Source organism: Comamonas sp. SY3, assembly GCF_041730275.1.
Taxonomy (GTDB): Bacteria; Pseudomonadota; Gammaproteobacteria; order Burkholderiales; family Burkholderiaceae_C; genus Comamonas; species Comamonas sediminis.
The window spans coordinates 1-26,523 of record NZ_JBGTYN010000034.1 but is presented as its reverse complement, the minus strand read 5'-3'; the positions used below and the strand labels follow the sequence as shown (position 1 = coordinate 26,523).

General features: G+C 59.2%; 25 protein-coding genes and 1 tRNA gene. 2 read left to right on the top strand and 24 right to left on the bottom strand.

Annotation, left to right across the window (positions count from 1 at the left end):
- Both ACCQ08_RS24765 and ACCQ08_RS24760 read left to right on the top strand, forming a co-directional pair.
- Window positions 1-340: hypothetical protein (locus tag ACCQ08_RS24765; RefSeq protein ID WP_373451257.1), on the top strand; the 340-nt coding region annotated here is incomplete at its 5' end.
- A complete protein-coding gene (locus tag ACCQ08_RS24760) occupies window positions 337-630 on the top strand; it encodes a hypothetical protein (protein WP_373451256.1) in 294 nt (97 codons plus the stop codon). The genes ACCQ08_RS24765 and ACCQ08_RS24760, both read left to right, overlap by 4 nt.
- A 30-nt stretch (window positions 631-660) precedes the next feature.
- Here the strand turns inward: ACCQ08_RS24760 and ACCQ08_RS24755 are convergent, their stop codons facing one another.
- From ACCQ08_RS24755 to ACCQ08_RS24640, 24 genes are all read right to left on the bottom strand, one after another.
- Window positions 661-1,185, bottom strand: coding sequence for a hypothetical protein (locus ACCQ08_RS24755; protein WP_373451255.1), 525 nt, complete (start codon window positions 1,183-1,185; stop codon window positions 661-663).
- Window positions 1,182-1,673, bottom strand: a complete 492-nt coding sequence (locus ACCQ08_RS24750; protein WP_373451254.1) for a glycoside hydrolase family 104 protein — start codon at window positions 1,671-1,673, stop codon at window positions 1,182-1,184. The genes ACCQ08_RS24755 and ACCQ08_RS24750 overlap by 4 nt, the downstream gene beginning before the upstream one ends.
- A gap of 204 nt (window positions 1,674-1,877) precedes the next feature.
- Entirely contained in the window at window positions 1,878-2,879 is a 1,002-nt protein-coding gene (locus ACCQ08_RS24745; protein ID WP_373451253.1) for a hypothetical protein, read from the bottom strand.
- A 902-nt stretch (window positions 2,880-3,781) separates the two neighbouring features.
- The gene (locus ACCQ08_RS24740) at window positions 3,782-4,165 is read right to left on the bottom strand and encodes a hypothetical protein (RefSeq protein WP_373451252.1); all 384 of its coding nucleotides are present in this window, start codon (window positions 4,163-4,165) and stop codon (window positions 3,782-3,784) included.
- Window positions 4,165-5,478 (bottom strand): hypothetical protein, encoded by a 1,314-nt coding sequence (locus tag ACCQ08_RS24735; RefSeq protein ID WP_373451251.1) that lies wholly within the window; start codon window positions 5,476-5,478, stop codon window positions 4,165-4,167. The genes ACCQ08_RS24740 and ACCQ08_RS24735 overlap by 1 nt, the downstream gene beginning before the upstream one ends.
- Entirely contained in the window at window positions 5,475-6,635 is a 1,161-nt protein-coding gene (locus ACCQ08_RS24730) for a hypothetical protein (RefSeq protein WP_373451250.1), read from the bottom strand. Before ACCQ08_RS24730 ends, ACCQ08_RS24735 begins: the two co-directional genes overlap by 4 nt.
- Before the next feature lie 12 nt (window positions 6,636-6,647).
- Entirely contained in the window at window positions 6,648-10,238 is a 3,591-nt protein-coding gene (locus ACCQ08_RS24725) for a hypothetical protein (RefSeq protein WP_373451249.1), read from the bottom strand.
- 4 nt (window positions 10,239-10,242) lie between these two features.
- Window positions 10,243-10,635: a hypothetical protein gene (locus ACCQ08_RS24720; RefSeq protein ID WP_373451248.1), complete on the bottom strand. Its 393-nt coding sequence runs from the start codon at window positions 10,633-10,635 to the stop codon at window positions 10,243-10,245.
- Window positions 10,632-14,270 carry a tape measure protein gene (locus ACCQ08_RS24715; protein ID WP_373451247.1) on the bottom strand — a complete coding sequence of 1,213 codons (3,639 nt, stop codon included), beginning with the start codon at window positions 14,268-14,270 and terminating at the stop codon, window positions 10,632-10,634. Before ACCQ08_RS24715 ends, ACCQ08_RS24720 begins: the two co-directional genes overlap by 4 nt.
- Window positions 14,271-14,288: 18 nt before the next feature.
- A complete protein-coding gene (locus ACCQ08_RS24710) occupies window positions 14,289-14,723 on the bottom strand; it encodes a hypothetical protein (protein WP_373451246.1) in 435 nt (144 codons plus the stop codon).
- 115 nt (window positions 14,724-14,838) lie between these two features.
- Window positions 14,839-15,600: a hypothetical protein gene (locus tag ACCQ08_RS24705; RefSeq protein ID WP_373451245.1), complete on the bottom strand. Its 762-nt coding sequence runs from the start codon at window positions 15,598-15,600 to the stop codon at window positions 14,839-14,841.
- A gap of 103 nt (window positions 15,601-15,703) precedes the next feature.
- Window positions 15,704-16,192: a hypothetical protein gene (locus ACCQ08_RS24700; protein WP_373451244.1), complete on the bottom strand. Its 489-nt coding sequence runs from the start codon at window positions 16,190-16,192 to the stop codon at window positions 15,704-15,706.
- Entirely contained in the window at window positions 16,189-16,824 is a 636-nt protein-coding gene (locus tag ACCQ08_RS24695) for a phage tail protein (RefSeq protein WP_373451243.1), read from the bottom strand. The genes ACCQ08_RS24700 and ACCQ08_RS24695 overlap by 4 nt, the downstream gene beginning before the upstream one ends.
- A complete protein-coding gene (locus ACCQ08_RS24690) occupies window positions 16,824-17,129 on the bottom strand; it encodes a hypothetical protein (protein WP_373451242.1) in 306 nt (101 codons plus the stop codon). Before ACCQ08_RS24690 ends, ACCQ08_RS24695 begins: the two co-directional genes overlap by 1 nt.
- Before the next feature lie 10 nt (window positions 17,130-17,139).
- Window positions 17,140-18,165 (bottom strand): major capsid protein, encoded by a 1,026-nt coding sequence (locus tag ACCQ08_RS24685; protein WP_373451241.1) that lies wholly within the window; start codon window positions 18,163-18,165, stop codon window positions 17,140-17,142.
- Window positions 18,166-18,195: 30 nt separating this feature from the next.
- Entirely contained in the window at window positions 18,196-18,840 is a 645-nt protein-coding gene (locus ACCQ08_RS24680; RefSeq protein ID WP_373451240.1) for a head decoration protein, read from the bottom strand.
- A gap of 1 nt (window position 18,841) precedes the next feature.
- Window positions 18,842-19,864, bottom strand: coding sequence for a head maturation protease, ClpP-related (locus tag ACCQ08_RS24675; protein ID WP_373451239.1), 1,023 nt, complete (start codon window positions 19,862-19,864; stop codon window positions 18,842-18,844).
- A gap of 358 nt (window positions 19,865-20,222) precedes the next feature.
- Window positions 20,223-20,606 carry a hypothetical protein gene (locus ACCQ08_RS24670; protein ID WP_313330669.1) on the bottom strand — a complete coding sequence of 128 codons (384 nt, stop codon included), beginning with the start codon at window positions 20,604-20,606 and terminating at the stop codon, window positions 20,223-20,225.
- Window positions 20,587-20,934, bottom strand: a complete 348-nt coding sequence (locus tag ACCQ08_RS24665; protein ID WP_373451238.1) for a hypothetical protein — start codon at window positions 20,932-20,934, stop codon at window positions 20,587-20,589. The genes ACCQ08_RS24670 and ACCQ08_RS24665 overlap by 20 nt, the downstream gene beginning before the upstream one ends.
- Before the next feature lie 63 nt (window positions 20,935-20,997).
- Window positions 20,998-22,683 carry a phage portal protein gene (locus tag ACCQ08_RS24660; protein ID WP_373451237.1) on the bottom strand — a complete coding sequence of 562 codons (1,686 nt, stop codon included), beginning with the start codon at window positions 22,681-22,683 and terminating at the stop codon, window positions 20,998-21,000.
- On the bottom strand, window positions 22,683-22,931 hold the full coding sequence (locus ACCQ08_RS24655; RefSeq protein WP_373451236.1) for a phage head-tail joining protein: 249 nt from the start codon (window positions 22,929-22,931) through the stop codon (window positions 22,683-22,685). Before ACCQ08_RS24655 ends, ACCQ08_RS24660 begins: the two co-directional genes overlap by 1 nt.
- A 353-nt stretch (window positions 22,932-23,284) precedes the next feature.
- Window positions 23,285-23,359 (bottom strand) — tRNA-Glu (locus ACCQ08_RS24650).
- Window positions 23,360-23,410: 51 nt separating this feature from the next.
- Entirely contained in the window at window positions 23,411-25,588 is a 2,178-nt protein-coding gene (locus ACCQ08_RS24645) for a phage terminase large subunit family protein (protein ID WP_373451235.1), read from the bottom strand.
- The gene (locus ACCQ08_RS24640; protein WP_373451234.1) at window positions 25,585-26,070 is read right to left on the bottom strand and encodes a hypothetical protein; all 486 of its coding nucleotides are present in this window, start codon (window positions 26,068-26,070) and stop codon (window positions 25,585-25,587) included. The genes ACCQ08_RS24645 and ACCQ08_RS24640 overlap by 4 nt, the downstream gene beginning before the upstream one ends.
- Window positions 26,071-26,523 lie beyond the last annotated feature (453 nt).

Below are 26,523 nucleotides of genomic sequence, written 5' to 3'. Positions count from 1 at the left end.
GAAATCAGCCGCCGAACTGCGCCGCCTGCACGCCGAGATACAGCAGCTCAAGGCCCAGCTATCAGCGCGGCAGGATGCGCCGGATTGGATTGAAGACCTCGCCCAAAGCTGGGATGAGTGCATGTACGACGCGCCAGGCGAGATGATCGACATTGGCGCGTCGATCCGTAAGGCAGCTTCGCGGGCCGCCCCTCCCCCACCTGAGCGGGAGCCGCTGACGGATGAGCAGATTGCGGGGCTGGACAACTTTGTGCGTGGCACCGTTTTTGGACGATTTGCTCGCGCCAAGGCATTCGCTCGGGGGATTGAACGCAGACACGGAATAGGAGGCACCAAATGAAGACCGTGATCTACGGGCCTGTGACCGAAGAACACCTGGCGCTGGCCGAACTGATGTCCGGCATTACGCCCACCAGCTATCTGTCGAATGGGTCTAGCATCCCACCGGCTTCAGATCGAGAAGTATGCGTCATACCGCAGTGCCCTAAGGTTCCGGGCGAGGCAGGAGAGCGGCAGAACCATTGGCGTCTGTGCATCCAGGCGGATGCAGCAATATTGATCGGCGCGCCGGAACATCTTGTCTACGCCGCGACTCAATCCGGGTTGCTCCTGTTCGAGGTCGAACGCTAAAGTGACAAAGCCACCGCAAGGTGGCTTTCTTCATTGGGTCTGTCCGCATCCAGCTCGGTCTAGCTTCACCTGGTCTAGCACACGCTGCACGTCGATGTCTCGCTGGCGGAGAATTCCTCTACCTTCCGCAAGTAGTTCGACACCTTCTCCAGCCAATCGGCCGAGGGTTTCAAGCCGATCGAACGCACGCTGGCAGGCAACGGGGTCAGCTGAACTTCCCGAGTTGGCTCCGGCGGTTGCGTTTTCGAGCTGCTTGCGCAGCCGGCCAGTAGTGCCGCGCTCAGCAGCAAGCTGAGTTTGAAGTTTTCTCGATTCCGATGCATAGGATTCGTCCTTTTCCTGTTGAGCGGCGGCATGCGCCCTCTCCTGCCGCCCTAATTTGACCTCGAACGCACGAGCGGCAGCCTGGCGGTCCGCAAGTTCGTTAGCTGCGGTCAGCTTGAGCTCCGAGATTTCCGCGTCTTTTTGAACCAGCTTCAGGCAGGCAATCGTAACTAGCACCGCCAGCGCGCCCGCCACCCATCGCGTGACCACATTGAGAATCGCTGGAGTCATTTGATAGCGCCCCCAGCACGCGAGTACGCCGCAAGCAAATTGGCCATTTGCTGTTCGTTCTGACCGTAGCCTGCTCCGGGTAAGCTCGCCCAGATATTCCGGACCTTTGCGATTGCCAGCTCAAAGTCCCCCGCGTCGATAAGAGGTAGCGCGCCTTGCTCGCGGATCTGCTGCAGTGCGATCTTGTCCTGGGCCAGCGGGCTGAAATCAATGAGGCCCAAGCTCTTGGCGTAAGGGGCATACCACCGGTAGAGCAGCTGGTAGCGCCCTGCGGCCGTGGACGATATCTTGTACCGTGGAATGGGCACGAGGATGTTCGGGTGGGTAGCGTAGCTGGTAAACAGGCCCCCGCCAACCAACACGTCATACCCGCGGTCGGTCGTGGCCTGCCGGCCGTTGTCAGTGCCCTCCGCCCAAGCCAGTGCGTCCAAGAAGGCGGCGCGGTTGGCGTTTGTCTGAGGTGCGATCTCGCAACGTGCAGTGCTCATTCTTCGACTACCTCCAATGGCAGGTTTGGTGCTGGACCCTCAATCACCCCGTCTCGAAAATAGACTCGATCGCCCGTGGCCACCGAGTCGCCGCGAACAGTCAACACGGCACCGCCCATTTCCTCGACTCGGGCAGATGTCCCGTCCACGTCGCGAACTGTGCCCACTCGAAGCGGTGGGGTTGCGATCAGGCGCCCGAAGCGCTTAAACAGGTTCGACATGGGTTTCCAGCGTTAGGGTTTGGTACGTGTCAGACAGGCCTGCATTCAGACTGACCGAGCGGGTCAGCCCCAGGTGCTCGTTTCCGTTCTCTAGGTATCGAACGAACGCGCCAGGCTTGATCAGTCCTGTCTCGGCCAGGAGCGGCAGCTTGATCGTCACCGTTGCCACGCGGCCGGTGTCCGAAATGATCGTCCGGCCACGCTGCCGCACTGCGTCCGCGTGCGTGATCAGCGGGTCTATCACCTCGGGAGCCAAAAGGTCGCCAGCAGTGCCGCTTCGTGTGTACCGACCCAGTACGCCTCGCTCCTGGCCAGAGACATACACCCGGTTGTAGAGGGGTTTGTCCACCCACTCGATACCTTCTTGGGAGGCAACCGCGTCGGGTATCTCGAAGTCGGGGGTTACGGTCGACCATTCCCACGCAGGCTTGGGGTAGCGCAAGCGAACATCGAGGGTGCGGTCAGTGTTGTGCGGCTGGATATAACCACCCACTGCGCCCACCACTGCATTGAGGGCGGATATATAGGTGCCTGTGTGACTGAACACACCAGCTGGCACCGCCCAGTCGAGTGGATCGAAGATCCCAATGTCCCAACCAATCGGCACGTTGTTGAGCGTCAGGATGTCGTCGAGTAACTGGCGCGCGTTTCGGTTCTCTGTGTTCCCAAACGTGCGAACGGCAGAGTTCGGCGCGTCGAGTTCGGCGCCCAGACCTCGGCCCTGTAGTCGGATCGTCGAAGAGATGAACGAGCGATCTCTCGCTGGCGGAGATAGCGCAAAGCGGAAGTCCAGACCATTGATCGTGGCTTGCACAACCACGGGATCTCCGTGCGTATTGGACAGTACGAAAGGCAGCGCTGCGCCTGGCACAGAAGCTGAGAAGCCCCAAGTCCAAGAGTCCACGTCCAATGTCATCGACATTGCGTATGTGGGAATCATTTGTCCCGTATCCACGCGGATAAGGACAGCGCTGTTGACTGTCAAATACACCTCCTTGACCGGGACAACAACGGTTTCACCAGGCTCTGGGCCTGGCCCGTCGTGTCTGTCGCACACGAATACCAAATGACGACTGTTCACCCACAGATCACCAAAGACCAAGTGGGCGGGTAGCTCAGGCAGATAGCACGGGTCCTCCGGCTCGGGAGGATCTGGTCGCCGAAGACCAGGCGGCGGTTTCATGGCCTCCTGGTATCGTGTGCGCCACCAGTGACCCTGAGGAACGCCCTTCTGCATGCCCTGCAGCCACGATTGAAAGTATGGAAGTCCTTCTTGAAAACGGACTGCGGTGTAATTTCGTCGGTCTCGCAGGGCGTCTTGATAGCGCAACCGCAATCCAGGAGCAGGTAGCCGGGCAGCGACCTGAAAGCGACTTTGAGAACCACCTCGAGCGCGCACTCCCTCTTGGTACGCCACTCGTAGTATCGAGGTGGCTAACGGATCTGCCTGTTGAAATCGCAGCAATCGCTCCGCGCGGAGCCGCACCGCTTGCTGGAAGCGAGCGTTATGCTCTGTAGAGACCGCCATGGCATCCGCAAAACGGCTGCCGAGCGATGTGCGAATTGATTCAGCATCTTCCCAGCGGGCCCGACGTGCATTTGTGACCGTGTGCGCTTGTTGAAACCGGCTCTCGGTGTCGTTAACCGTGGGGCGTTCTGTGTCAGAGAAATATCGGCCTGTAAGTCGACCTCGCAGGCCGGGTAGCCTGCCCGAGACTTGTAGATCCTTGGTCAGTGATACCCGAGCTCGCCCCCGCAAAGCTGGTAGCCGTCCCTGCACCAAAAAATGTGCATCTGGAATCGGTACGCTACCGTCCTCGCCAAATACCAAGTCGGCCGGGTAACTCGGGTCATAAGGAAGGCCAAAAATCAGATCGCTATCGATCATCACTCAATCTCGGTGACGCCTATAATCAGCCGCCCGCCAGCATAAAGCTGTGTCCCGCTGGTCCCTTGAATGACGAAAGGCCCCTCCCCCGCTTCGTCTGTGGCGGGGCCGCTGGCCACGAGTTGATTGGCACCGCTGATCCACTGAGCGCGCACAGCTATACCGTCTATGGCGATCATGTCGCCCGCAGGTGCTGCTTGCGCCAACCGAATGTAGCCGCCAGTTATTACGCCGCAGGGCTTGGCCAGTGTTGCCACTGCCAATAGAAGGTCTGCCGCGTTGTAAAACTCAATGCGTGAAGGGTTTGCCCCCGCATCTGCGAATGAAATCGTCGCTTGTTGGCGTGCTTGGTTGTGGGCGGCAGAGATGACAAAATCGGCCATCAAACCTCCGGCTTCAAATTGTTGGCTACGACCGAGCGATATGAGAGCTCGTGATCCCAAGCGACGACGTCGTATTCGTACTGCGGGGCCACGTTACTGAATTCATAGGTCCCGTCTGATTTGCTCCACGTCTCACGAACTAGCAGGCCATCCCGACTCCGATGTAGCCGCACCCTTCGCACCAACGGCACGTTGGCGGGCGTGTTTTTTCTCGATACAGTTCCAAAGATCCTACCAACGCCGCCAAATTCCATGTCTTTGAAATTTATCGTGTCTCTTGCGCGCGTCTCGAACGCTGGCATGGACGTTGATTTGACAAAGAGCAAGATAGGCAGAAGTTGTGAGCGCAACGGGAGCGGATCAAATACGCGCAGTGCGCCAAACCCAGCCGTATAACCGGGGGGAACTGCGTAGCTAAATGGATCCTGACCGGGATTAAGCTTTGAGTTGAATGGCTGCCCAGAACTGCCATTGCCTGTAGCAAGGTAGACGGGACCAGACCATGGGATATTGAATGGCGCACTTGTTGCAACGCCGTTTGTGTACCGAAGCACCCTGGAATCGAGGTCGATCATCATGCCTACAGTGCCGCTAGACGAAATAGGGCTGATTGAAGTGACGGCATTAGCGATGTACAACTCGGAGTAGTACAGGCCCATACTTTGCGAGTTGTTCCCTGGGTAGCCAGTCTCCACCGGGTGATTCGCGGAAGCTAAGCCCGGCATCCCATACCCATCCGGTGCTGTCACTTCAACATACCACTTTCCCGAGTTTGCGGCTGCGCTACTGAGCACAGAACTGTACCCCCCGCTGCTCGATGATGCAGTGCGAAGAGAAGCATCAAGATTCACACGGCTAGACTTCCTTGTTTCGCTCCAGACCATGGGGGTGGTGGATGAACCAGTGGCCCATGCATTCGCTCCATTCCACCGGTATGCACCGGCGGTCAGCTCAGTTGTCCAGATCGCGCCATCAGAAGAGCGCTGCAGCAAGAAATGAGACAGCATTAAAGCCCGACTGTTGCCCGAACCCAAAAGCCCTTCAGCAACGTCTGCCAGTGAACCCCCAAAATCCCATACCAATGCAAAACTAGGGCTTGCCACATCCTTGGCCGCGAATCGGCAAACTGTGCCAAGATTGTCATCCTTTAAGCTACCAAGCGTGCCGGCGATTGGGGCAAAGGCACTTGAAAGAGTAGCTGGTAGATCAAGGCGCGTGCCAGCAGCGTCAATCAGCTGAAACTCGCTCAGTTCAACATCCCCGCCGCCAAATGGTTGGAGCGATATCGCCCGCCAATAGCGCGCCGCTGTCATGCCGGAGTCCTCCAAGGACCTGTCACGTCAATGAACCCCATCCCTCCGGCTGTGGTGTTCATGCTGCTGGCGACGTTGATGGTCAGCAGCTTTTTACCGGAGTAGGTTCCTGTGCCCTCAACCAGAGTCGGGCTGCGGGTGATGCTAGCCCGCACAGCATCCTGCGGGCAGAAAAGTGCGCCGGGCATAACGCCTCGGCGACCGTTGGATGCAAAAGTGCCTCCATCGGCGACGTGCAGCGGCCCCAACAGCATTGCGTTTGCGGCCGGACTTGGAAAGCTCCCCATTGCCGAGGTGTAGCCCGACGTTCCAGAAAAGAAGCTATCGATCACGGTTGGAATCGCCAAACCGATGCCTGAGGCGCGGCGCATGAGGAAGCAGCGCGAAGAAACATCCGTAAAGACAGCCCCTTCGGTGTCGGTCGATGCGCCGACGAGCAGCGCGGGGTACGCATCGCCATTGCGATCGCTCACAATATCGCCACAGAAATAGACGGCCTCGGGGTAGCCATCGGCGCCGTTGACAGCGGTGCCAAAGGGAGACACCCCAAAATAGAACGCACGACTGTCTCCGGCCAGGGTCCAATGCACGCCGGTCGCGCCCCCCAGGCCGTAGCCCGCCCAAAACACATCGGTCGTAGCATTAAAACCTGTATCTACATCCGTCATGCTCTCGTACATCCCCAGCGCGGCGTAGTTGGCATTGGTGTCATCCACACGCAGATATGGGCGAGAAGAGGCAGGATCTGTGGGACGAAACACAGAAACGTTTGTCTTGGAGAAGACTTCCTCCCAGCCAAGAGAGGCGATCTTGAACGAGATGGAGCCCGTGACGGAACCGTCGGGCAACGCGGTTGCAAACTCCACCCAGGAAGTGCTAACGGCGGTGACCTTTTGTTCACCATTAAGTCCGGCCGGTGTCGCGCCGCTAACTTGAATGACACTACCCACCATCGCGGCGCTTACTCCGCTACTGAAAGGCAAGCGGCATTTGCCGCCAACGATAGTTGCGGCGCCATCGATGGACTTGAGGCCAAATCCAGTGACCAAAAAAGCCTTGAGGGCAGCGAGGCGGCTGCCAGCCTGGCCGTTGACGGTTGCTGCACCAGCCATACTGGAATGAGCAAACTTAACAGAGGTGTCTACGGGCGAAGCCATGCGTATTTCCTTTTAAGGGCGATCCACATCGCCACGAGTGAGTAAATCGAAGCTGTAATCCGTGCCAGCTTCTTCCCCTGCCTGTACAGTCCGCACCACCCAAACGGGTGCAAGTGCACCGATGGTGTTTAGGCGCAGCACATTGCCGTTTGCCCAACCCGTGCCCCAACCCACTGGACGAATCGTGAAATAAGGCTTCCCGGTGGCAGGATTGATCGGTGCGCATACAGTGTTGATATCCCCCGTTCCGATTTGGCCAATATGTTCGCCAATGATTCGGAACTGCGTAGTGCTTGTGAACCACAGTGCGAACCGCTCCGTGCTGGCCCCAAAGTTGGTAACTTCGATCGGCGAGAGCACCGTGTTGTACGTTGCTGTAGCCACCGCACCCGACGGCGCATCCAACCACGTCACGCCGTCCCAAGTAGCTTGGTCGAAGGTCCCACTGACACGTGCGAACCTATCCCCGAACTCCAGCGCGCTCGAGACGTAGGTTCCTTCTACTGGGTAGTCGTGACTGATCCGGCGTGTGAAAGTGATCTGCCCGGAAATCTGGACGTCGTTGGCCAGCGCCATATCCTCAATCCGGTGATCGATGGAAACCGGTGCGGCAATGCCCGTCACATCGGTGAAGGTAACTGTCCCCGCCTCCAAGTCTGCCGTGTAACCCTCGTAGACTGCTCGCCCCGCACTGTCACGTACCAACACTCGCGACAAGCGGGTCCGCGCTAGATTTACCGTCATGCCGTTGGTCGGCGTGATTCCCGAGGCTGTCTTGGTATTCCCGATTACCACCATCGTGCCTGCTTTGAAAATAGGCACACGCCCGTCGGACGGCAGGCGCACCGGATCAATGCCCAGTAGCTCGGCGTTAAGCGGTAGTGACGTGTAAGCCACAGCCGTGTATTTCACGGTTGCGGTAGTTGCTGGGTCTGGCCTAAAGATTCTCCCGTCGCTACCCACGCGCGATGGGTCATACCAGGGCTCTGACTCATTGCCGGCCGCCACGACCCTGGACCCGAATCCTAAACGCACCACCCCTGTCTGGTAATCCACGGAGCCGGTGATACCGGCTCCCGTAATCGAGCCATCAATGTTCGCTGTGACCACTGCTGTGCCGCCAGTTGCCAGTGCGTATTGGATGGACAACGAGCCTGGACGCAGCGGTGCTGCAGCAGTGCGAAAAACATGCGCGCTGCTGATCTGCGTGCCCAACGTTGTGACTAGGCTTGAGCGCCTCGCAGTGGAGGACAGGTCTGCAGGCCAGGAAGTGATGTCGACAGTGTTGGTGGCGTAGTTAATTCGGCCTCGTTCCACCCATCCGGCGCTTGTGAATTCTCGCAAGGAGCCAGTGCCGCTGTCGCCCCAAACAAGAGATCCTAGTTGCAGCAATACGGATCCTGGGACAGTCTGGGCCTCAATTCCAGCTACGAGCGGGAAAGAAGGACGGAACACCGCCGTGTGTGTCTTGCGCGTGCTGCTGCTTGCCGAGTAAAAGCGAATCTTTACCCAGCCCGATTCATCGTTAGGGTAAACCGAAGGAGCCGATACGTAATTAAGCCCTGTGTAGTTAAGACGCCAGAGCCGGCTGTCCATAAGATTTACCGCACCTCCCGACACGACTTGCGAGGTGTACTGGGGTGAAGGAATGCGGATAGTAACATCGGGGCTGAAAACGATGGCTCCTGTGCTGTAATTCACAGTGCCAACTTGAACGCCGTTAAGGATCAGTCCTCCAGTGCCGTTATCCCGCGCAGACTGGATCGGATCTACGGCAGCGCCCAAGCCGATGCCCATTGCCCGCAACTGCGCGGTGGTATATATGCCCAGCACCGTCACATCGGTAAGTGTGTTCCACTCAACGACCACGGACCCAGGCACAAGAGACGAGGTGCCTGCATTGACATTAAGCCGCCCTGCACCATCGCGGGACGGATGTGCGAGGTCCACGACCGTTTGCTCGCCCACGTCGAGTTCGTAGGTGATCTCTGTGCCAGGTATAGGGAGCGAGTTGGGGGCAATCGTCACACTTGAATCGTTGACGTTGAGTGTTCCAGTAGCTGCACCCGAAATAACGCCGTTCGCGCTGCTTGTCGCAACGAACTCTTGCCCGTTATTGGTCCAGGTGGCCCGGAAGAAAGCCGGGTTGATAATCTCCTCCGCAGGCACGGGAAGGACCACGGTTTGCGACATCTTCAAATCAACCGTTGGGTGTGCGTACTCTTGCGAAGGCACGCCCCACTGCACGATGATTGAGCTTCCAACATCAGGGAGTGCACCGAGCGTAACTTGGTAGTCTCCAGTCGCTGCGGTGTAGTTGCCAGCTCCGTAACTGGCGTCAAAGCCGCGGATGGCTCCAGAGCCATCTTCGCTAAGAACGTACCATTGGTTCTGCACCATGTAGCTGATCTTGAGCGTACCGGGAGCTGCCAGCGGGTTGACAAAACCAACGTAGTTCAGGCTGCGGCTCTCCGCAGTAACTACGGTATCGATGCTCTGCGGGACTTGGGCGGTGTAGGCAGCTGGACGGAACGTGACAGTCTTCACCCCGGTGTAGTTCTCACTCGTTGTCAGGATGCCGTTCGCATAATCAACCGTGCCGACTTGGAGCGCCCCGACAACAAGAAGGCCCCCTCGATCTGCGATTACAGTAGCTCCGATCGCGATCGACAATGTGCCTGGCGTAATCCCAATCGGAAGGGCAAGATTGGTCGCCGTGTTCCAAGTCAGGCTTGTGGCGTAGGTGAATACATTGGCTGCGGCTGCTGGGACCAATGCGTTCGCATATGGCGCGGTCGCTGGAATGGGCGTTTCTGATTGAGCCGACGGAACGAGGCTGGTGTATACACTCCCGGCCCGGATAGTCAAGTCCCCGAGTGCGATCGGCTCCGCGAGCGGAACTACTCCCGCGTAAGAGGCAGCGTTGGCAACGAGGGTGTCGCGGGTAATGGTAGATGCAGCTGCTCTTGTGAATAGGCGACTCGCGGGGCTACCAGTAAAGTCGTATCTGAGTGGAGCACTCAATTCCAAAGTGACAATGTTCGCTTTGTAATCTTGGTCGTTGTTGTATGTGAAAGTGCGTTCAACCACTGACCGGCGCGCTACCTGAACATACTGCTCGCGCTGTGTACCAAGGCCCTCGTTCTGCACTAAGCACAACGTCTTACCCACTGGCGGGATTTCAGCCCCCGCGCGCTGGAAGAGTTGAATGGACCCCTGCCCGGCGATGTGGTTCTCAAACAGATATCCGCCCCATTCGGAGCTCTTATTTAGGTACGCTTCTATTCGGCTTTGGGCATTCGACCGAACATCGTAAACCTCATCGCTAGTGAACAGAGTGATGCTCACGTTTGGATCTTCTGGCGGCCGGCCAACAATGACGTTGGAGCCGAGGTATGTATCCACATCCTCCGTTTGTACCGACACGAACATTTTGGCCATGTTCAGGCGTCCGCGCGCTCGATCAGACTCTGATATGTCCTTGAAGATTTCGTTGGATTTGTTGTCCTCGATGATGTGTGAGGATGGCGCGCCGCCGCCTTCTGGTACGTCGGCCATAACAGCAGACGCGACCAACTTTACGTCACCGGCCTTGATTGCCATATTGCTAAATCTCCATCAATCGGATGACGCACAGGTAGAAGTCTTCATCCACGCGGTCTCGGTAATGCACCACGGGGCGCGCTTCAAAGCCTCCGTCTTGATGGCGAAACAGCACTGTGCGCGTTTGATTACGCAATGTAAGGGTCAGTTGCTTAGCCGGCTCTGCGGCCCAATTTCGCAGTTGCGCAACGATTGACGAACGCATCCAGGCGCTGCTGTCATCCTCCGGCTCTAAAGTTATCGGCCGACCCTTGGTCAGCGTGCCAATCTGAACGTCAAGGGCCCCCGTCAGCGTGCGCTGAACAGCCTGCTGGATAGGGTTCCATTTATCTTCATCCGACCAGAATAGATCGGGGTTCAACTCCAAAACAATGGTGCCATCAGAAATGGTGATCACGATGCACGTCCTCCGTCAGATTCAAGTTGGCGCAGGAAGCCAACCAGGCTGTTCGCATCCTGATCGCTAGCCACGCCTATTTGGGTGTTGGTGCCTCGGTAGTTGATAACTACCGTTTTGGTGTTCCCGCGGGTGGGTGCTGCTGAGCCCGAGGAAGACGACGACCCGCCGGCCGAGCTGCCGCCCGTCGTTGGTTTGGTCGCGGCTGTGGAGGTGGTGCCACCGCTCTCCGTGGTGCTGGTATTCGACCCGCCCAGCTGCTGTTTACCCCCCACGGTGTATTGCTCTGCTGCCTTCAAGAGTGCCTGACTGAGGGTCGAGCCCTGCCCGCCGTATTTCGCTTGTCCCGGGTTGTTCATGAACTGCACGTTGCCTTGGCTGTCCAGGAACTCCTTCGCAACAGCGGCGGCGGTCTCGTCGTTCAGGCCGGCTCCCTTGAGGAAATTCATGATCCCCGTGGCCGTGCCCAGTTCAGAACTGGCAGAGCGGGTGCGCGCGGCTTCCTGCCGCTTGTCCAGCTCCAATTCCCGCTCTTTCGCTGCAATAGCTTGTTCTCGTTCAGACGTGTTTGCTGCGATCGCCGCGGTTTCTGCGCCGATGGCGCTGGTCGAGCTGCCGCGTGCCGCAGTGCCGTTGCGTAGTGCAGAGATCTCCCGCTCCAGGATTTCGACTTGAATCTTGGCGGCTTTCGACTCTTCTAACTTCGCTTTGCTTTGAAGTAGGATGATTTCGAGCTGATTTTTCCGCGCGCGCGACGCATCATCGGTTGCGGTGATGCTGTTCTTTTCGATCTCCGTTGCATCGATCGTGGCTTGTGCTTCGAGACGTTTGGCCTCGGCGGTGAGCTTCAGAATCTTGATCTGAATCTCCTTTGCCTGGATCTCTAGTTGTACCGCGCGGACGTTGTCACCTAGCGCGCGCGCATGACTCGCGGCGGCCTCTATTTCAGCCTGACGATTCCGAAGGGCTTGAATACTGAGTTGAATGCTGGCGGATTTCACCGCAGCCTCTTGCTGGAGTGCGTCAGCACTATCCCGAACTGCATCGCGAAACAGGCCCATGGCCAAGGCAGCACGTTCCTGCAGTCGCGCGTACTCTTCCTGCGTCCCCTGGCCCTTGGCGAGTTGCGCAGCGTAGCCATCCACCGCTACCTGCGTCAGTAATACTGCACTGCGCAGCTCTTCAAGCCCGGCCGCGTTGTCTTTCAAGGTCTGGACGTTTAAAGCCCGTTGCAACTGCTCTTGCTTGAGCTTCGCTACTGTCGCTTCTGCTTGATCCGCCTCTGCTTTTGCTTTGACGAGTTTGTCGTCAAGCGCTTTGTTTTCTTTTTCTAACGTTTCCGCACTCAAGCCTCTGGCGAGATTAACTGCTTTGGTGATTTCAATACTCTTAGCTCGTATCTCAGCATCCGCGCGCGCCAGTTCCGCTTGCTTTTGCGCAGCAACAATGTTGGCTTGTGTCGCCCGAAGTTCTGCCTCGGCGGTCGCCGTGGCATCACCTTTCAGCTTTGCCAACATCACCATCGCTTGGCCTTGCAGCTCAATAGCCTTCGCACTTTTCGCGGCGGCTTCCGATTGAGCTTGCGTGGTCTTTAGCATCTGCTCGGCCAGGATGGTTACCTTTGCGATCTGAGCTCCGTAAACCAATGTCTTATTTGACAGTATCTCTTGAGCTTGCTTTTGAAAGTCGAGCGCCTGAGCGGTGGCCACTGATGAGCTTTGCTGCCGCGACAATGCGTTCGCAGCTCTGGTCGCTGCGAGTTCAACATCCACGTTCGCGGTAGCTGCTTCCCGTAACTTCTTGGCAGCCTCGCCGGTCGGATCCAACATGGCTTTGAACCGCAGCTCTTGCTGATCCAACCTGTCGATAGTTTTCTGCGCTTCTTCATTGAAAAACCCCAGCGCTGCAGTGGGGCCGTCCGAGATCGCCATTGCCATTGCGACAGCGCCAACGCCAACTAGCCGCAACCCTTCCCACAAGCCTGAAAGCGTCAGTGCGACTACGCCAACAACGGCGCCTAGGGCTTTCAGCGCGGCGGTGAGTATGGTCAGCCAACCAGCATCGCCGGCATCTTGCGCCACGCCCACAAGCACGTTCTTGAAATTCGCCCAGGTGGTGTTCAGCCCACCGACCTCACCCTGCATGGTCTGCAGGCCTTTGGTGAACGCTGGGAAGAAGTCGCGCGCGGCGAGCTGGCCCGATTCCACCAGAGCAATCAGTTCCTTCTCAGTAATGCCCAAGCCTTGAGCTGCGAGACTCAGCGCACCCGGGAGCCTGTCGCCCATCTGCTGTCTGAGCTCTTCAAGGCTGACCACTCCCTTCGAGGCCATCTGGCTGAGGGCCTCCAGCATCCCGTTGACTTGCTCCCCGCTGAGGCCCAGCGTGCCAGCTGCCTTTGCCGTGGCCAGGAACAGCGCGTTGCTCTCGCTGATCGGGATGTTGGCCGCCTTGGTAGCTGCAGAGAACTTGAGGAAGGAACCGCTCAGGTCCCCCATGGCCACGCCGGAGGCCATGGCCGCAGCGCGCAGAAAGCCCATCTGCTTAGCCGTAGTTACGCTGTCCTTGTAAACCGCCTGCAGGCCCCGCTGAAGCCTTTCAGCCTCGGCAATGGTCGTGATGAAGGCCCGACCCATGTCCTTCACACGCTCGATCAGCGAGCCGATGGCGTCGGCCACCAAGTTGCCTGCTGCAATCTGTCCCATGCTGTCACGCAGCAGGCCGGCCGCACGGTCCGCCAAGGACAGCGTCCCCGTGAGTCCGCGGACCTCTCGTTCGAGCTCGTTCGTGCGCTCCTTTGCGGATGCCATCGCGTTGGCAAGCGTGCGGCCCGTCAACTGCCCTGTACTGGCCAGCAAGGCCATTGAGGCGTTCACGTCGGATATTTCCTTGCGAACCTCTGCAACCGAACGCACGCCTACCGTACGGAACGCTGTATCGATGCGGTTTGCCGCCGTAGTAGCCGCCGCGGCCGTTTCCAGCGCCTGGCGTTCCGCGCCTTCTAGCTCTTGTTCCCAGAAGCGGACGTACTCTGCCGCGCGCAGCATGGCCTTCGCGTCTTCTGCTTGCTTCTCGAATGCACGTTGGTTGGCGAGCTCCTGCTGCGCAGCCGCGAGCCGCTCGCTCTCCGTCTTCAGTCTTTGGGCGGCTTCGGCCGCCTCCACAATGCCGTGGGCCTCGCGCTGCCAAGCCGCCTCGTCCGCGAGTGCCTGGGCTTTCGCCGCCTCGTAAGCCTCTGTGGCGCGCACTGCGTCGCGTTGCGCCAACACCTCAGCTTGCAACGCCTGCTCGCCCTTGCGATAGAGGTCGAGCATCCCCTGGGCTTCAACTGCTGCCAGGCGATCCGCCTCTGCCATGTCGGCCATAGCGGTTTTGCGCTGTTGGACTGCCGTGGTAGCTCGCGAGAAGCTAGTTTGCAGCTCTGCTTCGGCCTGACCCAAGTCGGTAATGTCAACCCCCAGCGCTTCGGCTGCTTTGCCGGCCTCCTGCAGTGCTTGGTTGTGAGCCGCCGCCGCCTGAGTAGCCGCTGAGTAGGCTTTGGTAGCCTTGTTCAGTTCTTGCTGGGCTTTGCTCTGGGCCTGCGCCGCTTCGCTGGTTGCGGCCTCCGCTTGCTGGTTGGCGCGCGTCAGATCCTGCACCGCCTTGGCGGCGTTGCCCTACTCTGTCACTAGCCGAGATACTTCGGTTTGGTATTCGGAAGTTTTCTTCTCGGCCGCATCGTAGGAAGCACGCAACTGTTTGAGCGCGGTGTCAGCATCAATCTTGGCTTTTCGCCCCTCAACCAGCGCTTGCGCTGCCTGGTCTTCGGCTGCCTTGGCCTTGACGGTGGCCGCCGTCAAGAGGTCAAGGCGCTCTGCCATCTGCGAGACCCGTGCCTGAGCATCGACCTGCGATTTGCTCAGTGCCTCAGTACCATCGGCCAGCGCCTTGACCGCCTGCAGTGCTTGGTTCTGTCCACCCAAACGGGCAATCTCATCGGCAAGGTGGCCAAACTCCTCCGCACTGGCGCCGCCCTCTTTCGCTAGGTCGCGCAGGGACTTTTCGAGCTTGGTGATGTTCTCTTGACCCAGCGACTCGACGCTCAGGGTCATCTTCACATCGCGGTTATTGGACGCCATGTTGATCCCTCAGAATATGAAAACCCGCCACGCTTGTGGGCTGTGGCGGGTTGGGCTGTGCGGGCAGTGGCCCCGCCACGCAGCGCGGTTACTGCACCGGCTCTTGGACCAGCACTTCGTAAGGTGCGTCTTTGCCGATGGGCGTCTTGAGCGTGCCAGTCAGGTTGACGGTGCCGAATTCATCTGCCAGGAAGTCGAATTCGGAGTCAGGTGCCAGAACGGCTTCCCAGATGGTCGCCGTGCACTGCGTGCCGTCGGCCTGGTTGATGCCGTCGAATACGATCTCGGCGCGCACTTCGGTGCGAGTGGAGCCCTTAACCAACGTGCCAGTGGCAGCTGCGTGGGCACCGGTGATGAACACCGCGTCGTTGGCGTCGATGCCACCGCCTTCCAAGGCCATGATCCAACCCAGGTCGCGATTGAGCTTGTAGTCGGTGCCTTCGACGAGGGTGGTCCCCCCAGTGGCAGCCGTTTCGACGGTCACCAGTTGAGCCAGGTTCTTCTTGCCGATCGGGATCCAGGTGCCGATTTTGGGGATCGTCACGCTGAAGTCGGTCAGGGTGCCAGACGCCTCACTGAAAGCAGCCGAGGTGCCCAGGAAGGCCATCACCAAGATGTCGCCGGTAACTTCCTTCAGGGCCATGGCGAATTCGGAAGGCTGAGCGATGTTCACCGATTCCAAAACCTGGCCGTAGTCGTGGCGGCCTTTGCTGGTGGATTGAACGGTGTTCACGCTGGGCGTGATGGAGAGGCTGTCGGCGTAGATTGGACCCACGTGGCCCACCTTCACCCCGTCAACCATCCGGTTGATGTAGATGTCACCCGCGCCCAGGAAACTGCGTGCTGCCATGGTTTTCACTCCTTGTTAGGTTCCGTGCTAAACAAGCGCACGTTCTATGACGACGCTAGTTTCGCAATTCCGCTAAAAAGAGCTCTGCGGCTTAATTTCGCAATTAGGCTTCGGTGAGCTGCTCCACGAACTCAACATCGATGTGCACGACCGCAAAGACAATGGCCACGCTGTCCGCGCGGGGGCCGATATCCCGGCCGCGATAGGTCACGTTTTTGACCAAGCCGCCGAAGGTATGCGTCCCACGGTGTCGATCTACCTTCGACGGGTTGACGACAGTGAAGATCGCCTTTTTGATGTCGGCGATGATTTTGTGCGCAGCATCATTCGGGTTGTCCGGGTCGCAGGTCGTGTACCCGCCCAGGACATAGGACTGGGTTACCTTTTGCGATGCGGGCCCTTGATCACTGGTCGGGTTGTCCTCACCCTCGATCAGCACCGCGCAGGGCACTGCGTCGTCATCAATCCGGCGTTTGCCCCGGTAGACCTTGAGTCCGATGTCTGTCTCGTAGCCATTCGCCACGGAGATACCAGCAAGCAGATCGTTGATATGTTGCGCAACATCCCGCGCCCTGGTGTACACGCCTGTCATGTCAGGACCTTTCTTATCTGCTCATCGACTTGATCCAGCAGGTTTGCCTGCAGGTCGCCTGCAACTTCGTCCTCGATACGACTGCTCTGGTATCGGAACAGCTGGTACACCGAGGGGCCGTATAAGTGCTTTAGCTTGTTGCCTTCTCGGCGGAAAACACCCATCTTTTCGCCCTGTTGACTGCCCCGCTTCAGAGGAAGCATGAAGGCATCAACCATGGTCTTTGGCGACTTGACGTTGACACGGACCCCGCCCTGCTTCGAGCCAGATCCCAAGCGAAGCAAGGACCCTTGCGAGCGCGACGGCGTAGTGGTTTTTCGCGGCACAATGAGCATTTGGGCGCCGTAATGCACCAGGCGAGTCATCCGCTGCGCGTCCCCGCTGGCGACGATTTCCGCTTGGAGTTTCGACCCTTTGGCATGCTCCACGCTCATGCGCCGACGGAGGTAGTCGTCGGTGATGTTGATGCCCGTCGTGATCCGGTCGCGCGCGAGCTCGTAAGTGGCGTCAACGGTGGTGTTCAGCGCCGCAACAGCCGCCGTGCTGAAGGCTTGCGCGTCCAAGTCCGCAACTCGGTCGGCAAGGCCAACGACCTGGTCCACAGCAATCGTGATAGCGGAAAGTCGGGCCATCAGACCTCCATGATGGCGAAGCGCCGGGTTACCCCGTTGTCTTCGACCAAGAATTCCAGGCGGTACGTCCTTCCGTTCTGAACAAACGTGTCCTTCGCTTTGGGCCTCAGCGATGACAACACCGTAGCGACGTCGCGGTTAACCGCCATGTCGCCTTTGTAGACGGCCTCATCCCCTCCGATCCCTGCGAGCTGCACCCCGTGCTCGATATTGATTTTGGTGGGGGTTGGGGAGCCAGCGAAAAAGGCATCCTCGCCAATCAAGTCGAGGATGCCTATCGCCATGTCTTGGAACACGCCCAGCATGGCGGCCCAGTTACGAGGCGTTGGTGGTCAGTTCAATGACCGCCTCAGGCAGCGCGTTCAGAACGATCGGGTTGGACTGGGATTCCAGGTCCACGCCCTTGTCGTGTGGCAGGCGCTCTTGGGACGCGTAGTACGGCACACCCATGGTGTTGACCGTGCTCATGTAGTCGCCAGGCGCATAGGCGATCTGGAACATGCCCGGCACACCTTCGGGGTAGGCATAGGCCTTGCCAGCAGGGATAAACGGCACTTCTTCGCCCTGGCCGTTGACCACGAAGCCCGAGTACACCTGGAACAACACATTGTTGAACAGGAAGTTCTGCCCCGGAAACTCGCGGTTGAACGCGCCGTCCTGGTAACGCTCCCATGCCTTGTACATCTTGTCGTGGCCCACGAACTTGTCGAACCACTGCTCGCTGCACTTGACACGTACGCGGGTGAAAGACTTGCCGCCCAGCTTACGCTGGATGGCGCGCTTCAGTTCTTCAGTCTTTTGGCGCAAATCAACTGCCGATGCTGCAGTGTTGATGTTGAAGCCCATCGTCTGGCGGGTCATGCCGAAGATGTCGTACAGGTCCCACAGGACCGACACGCCATCTGCGTCCAGGACCTCGCCGCGCAGCGCGCCGACGCGCATGTGCTCCAGCGTCAGGTCGATGTTGGACTTCAACGTAACCAGTTGCCGCTGCACCAGGCGTTGCACACCTTCCACTTCGGACTCGGTGCCCACCGCGCGCACGTTCTGAACTTCATCGGCCAGGATAGTGTCGCGTTGGGGCAGGTGAACTGCCGCGATAGGGATCAGCTTGCGCTTGTCTCGACCGACCGTGGCACCCACACCGCCGCGGGGGGCAGCCGGCACCAACTTCAGGCCCGAGCCGGTGCGCTCGATCATCATCGTGGTCGTGGTGATGCCGTATTCGCGGAACAGACCTTCGTCGCCCAACTGAGTGGGGACGCGAGGGATGTCAACGATCGTCTGAGTGAGCTGGCTCACCGAGAATGCATCGTCGTTGAAAATGTCCAGAGTAGCCATGTTTTAGTGCTCCTGAGTGGTGGCTTAGGCTCAGAGAGCCGGGGTGTGGACGCCCAGACGACTGCCGTCCGAACGGACCTTGATGCCGACCTTTTTCAGGTCGTCTTCTGCGGCGGCGGTCAGGCCGGTCAGAGCGGTCGCCTTCACTTCGCAGTCGCTGTTGAAGATGACTGCCGGTGTCAGACCAGTAGCGGCCTTCAAGTCGCTATACAGAATCGCGACCGCAGTGCCGGTGCCGGTATAGGGCACGAAACTGTCATCAGCGGGGGTGACCAGCAGGGTGGCGCTGTCGCCGGCCACCGCAGCGGTGCTGCCTGCCGTCAGCGTGAAGCCCAGGCCGCCCGCCGAGAAAGCTGTACCAACCGCACCTGCAGAGCCCACTTGGGTGCCTGCTGGGTTCTTCACAACAAACGCGGTAGCGCTGGTGAAGTCGATGGTGTAGACGCCTTCCGTGGTCAGCGCCGATGCGCTGGTGCTGCCGATGGTCGGGTTGCCCGTGGCGCCCTCGTCCATGGCAAACTGCACGTCACCGGCGGTGTCCTGGATCAAAACGGTGCCAGACTTCACCGCATCGCCAGACTGGCGGACATGGCCGTTTTCACGGCTGCGTTGACCTCGGGCTTCCGACAGAATGAAGTCGGCCAGAGGCGGGTTCGAATAGAGTGCGGGTGCCATTTCAGCGTCCTTCCTTCTTTTGCGAGTTGTGCGAAGCCCAGAGCGAGGTCGGGCTGACGACGGCGGGCTTCGCAGGATCCGTACCCGTCGGGCCATTGGTAATCTTTGGCGAGTTGTCGATTTGCTGATCCGAGGCGGCAAGCAGATTCGCGAGCGTCGCGCGCGCCTCCGCGACGGTTTTGCCGCCTCGGATCAGGGCCGCAGCCTGGTCAGACTTGTTCACTACCTTGCACAGCGCCGTGATCTCGCGGGCAACGCCCATCTGCGCCTTGGCCGCGTCCAGGGTGGCAAAGTTCAATGCGAAGTGGGCCGCGTGTGCTTCCAAACCGAGGCTGCTGGCTTCCGCCACAATCGATTCCGCCACCGGCGTGTTAGGCGCTTCCGGCTCGGGGGTGTTGGTCGGGTCCGCTGGGTCGGTAGGCAGTGTCGGGTCGGTCAGGTCTGTGGGATCAGCCTGGTTCTTAAACACAGCCGCGACGTGATCAGGGAGATCTGCGCGCACCAGATCGAACTTTGCAGTGGCTCGGACTGGATCCACCACCGAATTCACCAACCCCAGCTCCAGGCATTCCTCCGCGCTGAGCCAGGTGTCCTTGGACATGATTTCGATCGCCGTGGCCTCGTCCACACCCATCCGCGAGATGTAGATGTTGCGCAGCGACGCCTGAACTTTGTCCACCACCTCTGCCTGGGCTCGCAGCTCGTCGGCAGTGCCAAAGGCGTCACCGCGCACTGCATGCACCATCGCAAAGGCATTGGTGGGCATCTGGCGGTCATCCCCGGCCAGCATGATGATGCTGGCGATGCTGGCCGCCACACCCGTGACACGGGTAGTGACTTTGTGACCCTTAGCCGCATGGTTGCGGAGCATGTTGTAAATGCCGAGGCCCGACATGACGTCGCCGCCCAGGGAGTTGATCTCAACTACGATGTCGCCATCGACTTGGTCGAGCTGATTACGGAAGTCGACCGCCTGGGTTCCCCAGAAGCCGATATCTTCGTCAAGCGCGAGGACCGCAGGCATGCTGCTGGTCTTGGCGCTAAATGCAAAACAAGGTCGCATGCCCAGTCCTTTCGAGAATGAGCAAATTGTGTGCCGGGGTTTAGCAAGCTCCTCTGCGGCCTAATTTCGCAATAGCAATTTCCGGGCGTTTAGTCCCCCGAGCGAGCACAATCCGCGTACATGCGCACTACAGTCCTGGTGAAGGCCGTGCGCTCTGCTGGCGAGGCATTGTCTGGAAGTTGGGGCAGCGGCGCACACTGACGGAGTTTCAGCACCTCGAGCACGAGCGGCGCCGGTTCAGGTACTACGGCCGAACGCGCCGATCGGTTCCCCGGGGCGCTACAACTGACCAGAAAGAAGATAGGTACAAGTAGCCACTTCATCGTTCATCCTTCAGTTTTGAGTTGGTTTCTCTCACTGCTTGATTGATGGCCCGGTTCTCTGCGCGCGTTGCGGCAGGTACGGTCGCGTGTCCCGGTTTTGGCGATTTCGCTGCGGCTGCGCTGGCGGCGGCGCTGGCCGCAGCATCCACGACCAAATCCGCGGTGTCGGTGACCTTTTCAGCAGCTCTGTTAATCCGGCCCGCCAGTACCTCCAAGGTGGCCGTGTGGTTGGCCTGCAGCCGGGCAATCTCGGCTTCGCGCTCGCTATCGCGTTCGGTGCCCTTGTACCAGTAGCCAAGGCCAACGCCCGAGGTCAAAAGCGTGGCCAACAATAGAACACCCTTGCACAGGTCCCACCATTCATATTTTGTTTTTGGCATTGAGCTGCTCCGTTAGTTGATCCACCTTGGTTTGCAACACCGCCAATTGGCGATTCATTTCAGCAAGTTGCCCCTTGAGAGTCCCGACCAATTCAATTGCTTCGTTACGCTCTTTGGCGAATTGATCTGCGCGGCCTCGCTCTGCAGTAGCTTGGGCCTGCGCGGCTTCTGCTACCTGTCGCCATACGTTGATCGCTGCGATCTGGCCTGAATCATTTGCACGCTCCGCCGCTGCGCCAGACAGGTACTGCCGAAGGAAAAGCACCCCACCAGCGATAGTGCCGCCGATGGCGCCCAGCCACTTGACCCACTCTGGGAGTTCGTTCAAAAAGTCCACAGCTCGCCCCTAGAAGATCGCCTGATAGCGGTTGGTTATCGGTTTTTCTATCTCTCAGTGCGCAAAGAGCTCGCGCATCCGCTCTGTCGCCGCTTCTAACTGGGCCAGCGCCCGCAACTCCGCCTGCGCCCCAACACCCGAAGGATTAGGTGGAGCTGAATACTCGTTGTTGTCGATTTCATCTTGATCGGTGTCGTCGCTCGCCGGTTGCTGCGTGCTAGGCTCGCCTTCGGGAACTCCCAAGCCGAGCTTGCGCTCGCGTGCAGCATCCTCGGCCCGCTCATCGTCAACCAAGTCAGGATCGTCGCCGTGCTCGCCAATGACACTCGAACGGGAACGGAATCCATTCTTGACCTCCAACGCTTTGCCCTGAACGTCTTGCACGGGATGGATGTATTCCCAGCCGTGAGGCGCGTGCTCGGCGCGCTTGATGTCAGCCGCCTCCTGCTCCGAGATGTTGCCGGCCAGCAGTTGGGCGTCTGCAAACCACTCCACCAGGCGCTGGCAGAACATAGGGATGACGATCTGCCACTGGCGTTGGGAGGCAAAGCGCCGGAACTCGTTGATGATCACCCGCAGCGTGCGGTCGCTGACCCCCGCAATATCGCCAGACATCAGCTCGTAAGGCAGCCCCCCGCCGGCGGCCGTACCCAGGTGGCTGGTCCGCATGTAGTCGCTGTAGTTGGTTCCTGCTTCCGGTGGGTTGGCGAATTCCACCTTCTGCCCGTCCTCCAGTTCCTGAAGCAAGCCAGGCTTCATTGGAAGCAAAGGACTGCCCTCGCCGTCGACTTGCGCCAGCATGCCGCTCAATGCGGCCAATGTGTCGGGATCAGTTTCGTCGAGGCTGGGCAACTGTCGCGATATGAATGCGACGAAGAGGTTGGCAATCTTCTGGCGCTCCAGGGTCACATCTTCGTAGTCGATGATGTTGCGTTGCCGCGGGAGCACCGGTGCCAGCATAGGCACCCCGCGCCGCTGGCCAATGCGTTTTGGCTCAAACATGTGAAGCATGTCGGCCGCGTCGACGCGCACCAAATCCCCGGCTGCCGGTGAGACCGACGGGCCCGTCAATCCGTCACCTGGATGGTTTTTGTAGACCCAGTAGGCTACCTTCGCGCCAATCCGGTCAAGCTCAATGCCTGAACGGATGCGATTGCCTGCCGGCAGGCCTATGTAGGTATCTGCATCGAAATTCGGCACCATGTCCGCTTCCAGCAGCTGCACCTGCACTGGCTGCGGCAACCCAGAGTCGAGCCGCCGATGGCGCCGGCGGGCGAACATCTCACCTCGCTCCGCCCAGGAACGCACCGCCAGCGTCTGCATGCCGTAAACGTCAAGCACCCCATCTGCATCTGCGGTGCGGACGAAGTCAGCCCAGAAATCGTTGATTTCCTGCTTTCGCGTCTTGGCCTTGATGCGACGGAATCGCGGAGTGATCGCAATACCTACCAGCGCGGTGGACCACTTCGTGACGATCGATTCGCCCGACCAATCATTGCGCACCGCATCGCTTGATCGGTTGCGTAGGATCTGCAAGCCGCTGTTGATTGCTTCGTTCGGCCCGCTGCCAGGTGCATTCCAGGACGCCATGCGGCGGCCACGGCCGGCACCGTCATAGCGATTCTTGAAGTTCTTGAGCAAGCCTTGGGCCAGCGCCTGGTCCTGATCGCTCAATGCAATCGGTTTAGCCTTTGGGGGTCGGCCGATACGCTTCCCGTTTGCGCTGAATTTCGCCACCATCAATAGTCCCGCCCGCCGAACACGGCATAGGTTTGGCGAGACACTCGCTTGGTGCTACATGCCGCTTGCGCGGCTTGCAACTGCCGTCGCATATCGTCGCGAGCCTTGATCAAAGACTCGGCAGTGTTGTAGATGATGGTTTGGCTGCCTAGCGTCACCGACCGTGCACCGGTGGCGATAGCGCGGTTGAGAGAGTCAACCCGCTGCTTGAGCAGTGCGATGTCTTCGGTGTTGCAGGAGGTGTTCATGGTTTAGCAGTGTGACAACCGCCCGCTAAACACCTCTGCGGCCCAATTTCGGACTTTAAAGTCGAAAGGGCCAAAAACATAAAGGAAACGCCTATGGTTCCTGGCCTCTGGCACCAAGATGGCAGATCAGTATCTGCACCGGCCCCAAACAGATCGCACGGGAAATGCGTCGAAAGGAAGCCACCACTTACCCCTGGCAGCCCGGTCTGTCTCCGGTAAGTTGGGTCCGCTGGTGTCGGCTGTTCGCAGCAACCGTTGACACTGCGCTATAAAATTTGGAGCAGTCTGGGAGGATCGAACTCCCCTATGCGGCTTGGAAGGCCGCCGCTCAGCCACTAAGCCAAGCCAGCCGGTGGTACAGCGCCGGGGAATCGAACCCCGCTTTGCGGAGAGAAAGGCCGCTGTCCTGACCGATAGACGAGCGCTGCATGGAAATTAGTATATAGCAGTTGCGAAACGAATGCTCACTTTTTGCTAAATTAAAGCATTGCCACCGATGCCCGACGTGTTCGCTTCTGTACCGGCCTGGCGACGGGCCGGACTACCCGCTCGACCGGGGCCTCTGGTATCCGTTCGTTCTCTTGCATTGCCCGTCGGTCCTCCCGCGTCAACGTCATGCTGTTTCGCGGCAGTGGGGCCAGCGCGTCAGGCACCACACTCCAGTCGCTGACGCGATAGATCCCCAGCCGGAGGTGGAGCGCGCGCTGCATGCGGCAATGGTCAAACGTTTCGTTGCGCTTGCGGACCTTAGTCCAAGTGCCGCCCTTGCTACGGATCTCGGCTTCGAGCTCGTCGAAAAATGCTGTCGTAACCCACCCGTCCGGGTTGCGTTCCGGGTGCTTGGCCGCAGGGAAGTGGATGTACCCTGGGCCCGGGGTATTTCGCCGCAGGCCAGCATCCACCGCGTCGGAGAGCTTGTTCGGATTGCAATGCAGCAGTGGGATGTCATTGCGGCCCCGGCCAGCAATCTTTCCGACCATCGTCTCTCGCATATCCGGCGCTTCGGGAGTCGATCCACCCTTGTACAAGAATACGCGCTTGCCGTACCCCAGCTTTCGCACCCGCCGGAACCAAGCATAGGCGTTATGGGTGACACCATCTTCTCCGCCAGAATCCACCACAATAGCCAGCGGCTGTATCTCCAGGTTCGGATGCGGCGTGCGCCAGGTGGCCAGCAACAGGCGATCGGTCAGTACATCCCAATCCTCCGGATATGAGGCCGGGTCCAGCGGGGCGAAGGTCCCCTCCGTTGCACCAGGACGTTTTGATTCCTTGATAGAGAACCGATCGATGACCCACTGCTCGCCGCCCGGCCCCACAGCGTGCACCTGCACGTCGAAGCGCGCATTCTGCCCACCCTGCACGTCGACGGAAGCCGTGACCGCGCGCGCCTCTTCGGGTGCAACGTACCTCTGCAGCCCGACCTCGGCGCGCTCCCGAGGCGTGGATTGCCCGGTGGACACCTCTGCCAGGTGCCGGGGCATGTAGGGCATGCCCTGGTCGGTGTTCGTGGTCTGCTTGAGCTTTTCCTCAGAACCCGTGAGCGCGTAATCCTGAAGGCCATACAGATGTTGGGTGACGATCGATTCCCAGGATTGTTTGAAGGCAGCCACACCACCCAACCAGAACCCCCGGATGGTTGACTCCAGCGCGGCGCCTTCCACCTGCCGCTCTTTACTCAGCGTGCATCCATCGGGCAGCCAAATGCCGCGCTGGTTGAAATGGTTCTTGTCCTTGTGCTGCAGCACGGACCCACAATGCGGACAAATGACATTCGCAAACTTACGCGCCAGCGCTGGTATGTTGGCGCTGCGCACCTCGTCGAGCAGCTCCTGCGTCGAAGGCATCAATGAAAACAGTTCCAGGCCTGGCTTGGCCTCGAAATGCTCGCTGCAGTCCGGGCATTGCCAGTAGAAGCGCTCGCGGGTGCTGCGGTTATACAGCGCGACAATGCCCTTGCACGGAGGCCCCTCATGGGCGGTTGCCGGCACCCACTTTGGATCCTCGAATGGCTTTCCCGGGCTGCTCTCCACCAGGGTCATGCCACGCGACATGAAGGTCGTGGTCCGCTTTTTACCTAGGTCGAACAGCGGACCTTCCCCGTCCACGTTGTCGGCATTCTCGATGCGATCGATATCCGTGATTGCGACGTAGCGATACGTAGATCCTGACACGTTGCCGACTGTAGGCCAAGCCACGCGCAGCCACATTCCGTGCCGAAACATCGTGTCGAAGGTGTTGCTATCAACGGCGCGGGGCGACAACATCGCCCGCACTTTTGGACTGTTGCGGATCGCGCGGTCGATGTCGGTCTTGGAAAACTCGCGCGCTTTGTCCTTGGACATCTGAATGAACAGCATGTCGCCGGGATCATTTACCACGTTGTGCGTCAACCAGCCTTGCAGCAGGCCGGCCGTCTTGCCCGTGCGTGCTGGACCGATGAAAACGACAGCTTCGTGTCGGCGGCTAGTGAGCGCGTTCATCGGCTCGACCATGTAGGGTGTGTCGAACGGATTCCATGGGCCGCCGGCCGACCCGGGCTGACGGATGACCAACGTGTCGCGCGCTCCTTCGCTCACGGAGACGCGGTTTGGCGGCATCAGCGCCTCCCAGCCACTGCATGCATCGCTCAGCGCGCGCGGGTAGAAGTCGCTCAAGCCTCGTCTCCTGCAAACAGCGCCAGCGTCTCAGCTATGTTCTTCAGCGATTCGTTGATCACTTCGTCCACCACTTCCAGGGCGGCAGGTGGCAGGCCGCACTTGCTCTCCAGCGTGTCGGTGAGCGAGCGCATACCCTGGGACAGTGTGGCAAGCAACGTAGCCGTGGCCTCTCGATACGCCGCGCGCGGCAGGTACTCGCGGGTCTTGATCTTCAATTCCAGCTCATTGAGCCCCGCCAGTGCAGTTTCTTTGCGAGCCTTAGCTACCGCTGTCTTCACCGCCGTGGTGATTTGGCCTTCCTGGCTTTCCGGGTCGACCTCATCTTCGTCGCTTTCACCGGCGGCGAGCCGCTCTTTGATCTCGCGAGCGATCTTTGGTGAGTAGCCGCGCGGCCGCCCGCCGGGGTTCTTGTACATCGCGCGCCGGAATCCGCTTTCGCGGACCTCCCCGTCCGGGCCCAGGTCGAAATCTGCATCCATAGCCGTCATTCTCTCCATTTAGCGTTTGCTTTACAAGCATAGAGCAAATAGAAAATCAAAATTAGCCATGGAGGCCTGCCGTTCAACGTATAGAACGAAAGTGCTAATAAATTGGCACGAATGGCCTAAAAGCGCCATTAAATGAACACTCAACGTAGCAAAAGGTAAACCAAGTTTGGAAATTTTGGGCCAAGTGAACCCCGCGCTCACGTGTCCCCGCGCGTCCCATCCAGAACCCTAGGGTCCCCGACAATGTGTTGAATCTGCAGGATTTTTCAGAGTGAGACGGTAGCACCTTGAACGCACATCAATGACTCGATTTGATACCTCGCAAGAGGCTGCTAGGGGGTCGTGACCTGCAGCTATGTGGCTGACCTGCAGTCGCACACCAAGTGCTGGTGCTGGTGCTGGTGCTGGTGCTGGTGCTGGTGCTGGTGCTGGTGCTGGTGCTGG

Bases quoted from the DNA above. Each gene is read 5' to 3' on its own strand.
- ACCQ08_RS24730 (WP_373451250.1), bottom strand. From the start codon at position 6,635: ATGGCTTCGCCCGTAGACACCTCTGTTAAGTTTGCTCATTCCAGTATG.
- ACCQ08_RS24750 (WP_373451254.1), bottom strand. From the start codon at position 1,673: ATGAGCACTGCACGTTGCGAGATCGCACCTCAGACAAACGCCAACCGC.
- ACCQ08_RS24670 (WP_313330669.1), bottom strand. From the start codon at position 20,606: ATGCCAAAAACAAAATATGAATGGTGGGACCTGTGCAAGGGTGTTCTA.
- ACCQ08_RS24655 (WP_373451236.1), bottom strand. From the start codon at position 22,931: ATGAACACCTCCTGCAACACCGAAGACATCGCACTGCTCAAGCAGCGG.
- ACCQ08_RS24685 (WP_373451241.1), bottom strand. From the start codon at position 18,165: ATGGCTACTCTGGACATTTTCAACGACGATGCATTCTCGGTGAGCCAG.
- ACCQ08_RS24690 (WP_373451242.1), bottom strand. From the start codon at position 17,129: ATGCTGGGCGTGTTCCAAGACATGGCGATAGGCATCCTCGACTTGATT.
- ACCQ08_RS24705 (WP_373451245.1), bottom strand. From the start codon at position 15,600: ATGGCAGCACGCAGTTTCCTGGGCGCGGGTGACATCTACATCAACCGG.
- ACCQ08_RS24755 (WP_373451255.1), bottom strand. From the start codon at position 1,185: ATGACTCCAGCGATTCTCAATGTGGTCACGCGATGGGTGGCGGGCGCG.
- ACCQ08_RS24640 (WP_373451234.1), bottom strand. From the start codon at position 26,070: ATGGATGCAGATTTCGACCTGGGCCCGGACGGGGAGGTCCGCGAAAGC.
- ACCQ08_RS24700 (WP_373451244.1), bottom strand. From the start codon at position 16,192: ATGACAGGCGTGTACACCAGGGCGCGGGATGTTGCGCAACATATCAAC.
- ACCQ08_RS24660 (WP_373451237.1), bottom strand. From the start codon at position 22,683: ATGGTGGCGAAATTCAGCGCAAACGGGAAGCGTATCGGCCGACCCCCA.
- ACCQ08_RS24695 (WP_373451243.1), bottom strand. From the start codon at position 16,824: ATGGCCCGACTTTCCGCTATCACGATTGCTGTGGACCAGGTCGTTGGC.
- ACCQ08_RS24740 (WP_373451252.1), bottom strand. From the start codon at position 4,165: ATGGCCGATTTTGTCATCTCTGCCGCCCACAACCAAGCACGCCAACAA.
- ACCQ08_RS24760 (WP_373451256.1), top strand. From the start codon at position 337: ATGAAGACCGTGATCTACGGGCCTGTGACCGAAGAACACCTGGCGCTG.
- ACCQ08_RS24735 (WP_373451251.1), bottom strand. From the start codon at position 5,478: ATGACAGCGGCGCGCTATTGGCGGGCGATATCGCTCCAACCATTTGGC.
- ACCQ08_RS24675 (WP_373451239.1), bottom strand. From the start codon at position 19,864: ATGCCTGCGGTCCTCGCGCTTGACGAAGATATCGGCTTCTGGGGAACC.
- ACCQ08_RS24680 (WP_373451240.1), bottom strand. From the start codon at position 18,840: ATGGCACCCGCACTCTATTCGAACCCGCCTCTGGCCGACTTCATTCTG.
- ACCQ08_RS24710 (WP_373451246.1), bottom strand. From the start codon at position 14,723: ATGACCCTGAGCGTCGAGTCGCTGGGTCAAGAGAACATCACCAAGCTC.
- ACCQ08_RS24725 (WP_373451249.1), bottom strand. From the start codon at position 10,238: ATGGCAATCAAGGCCGGTGACGTAAAGTTGGTCGCGTCTGCTGTTATG.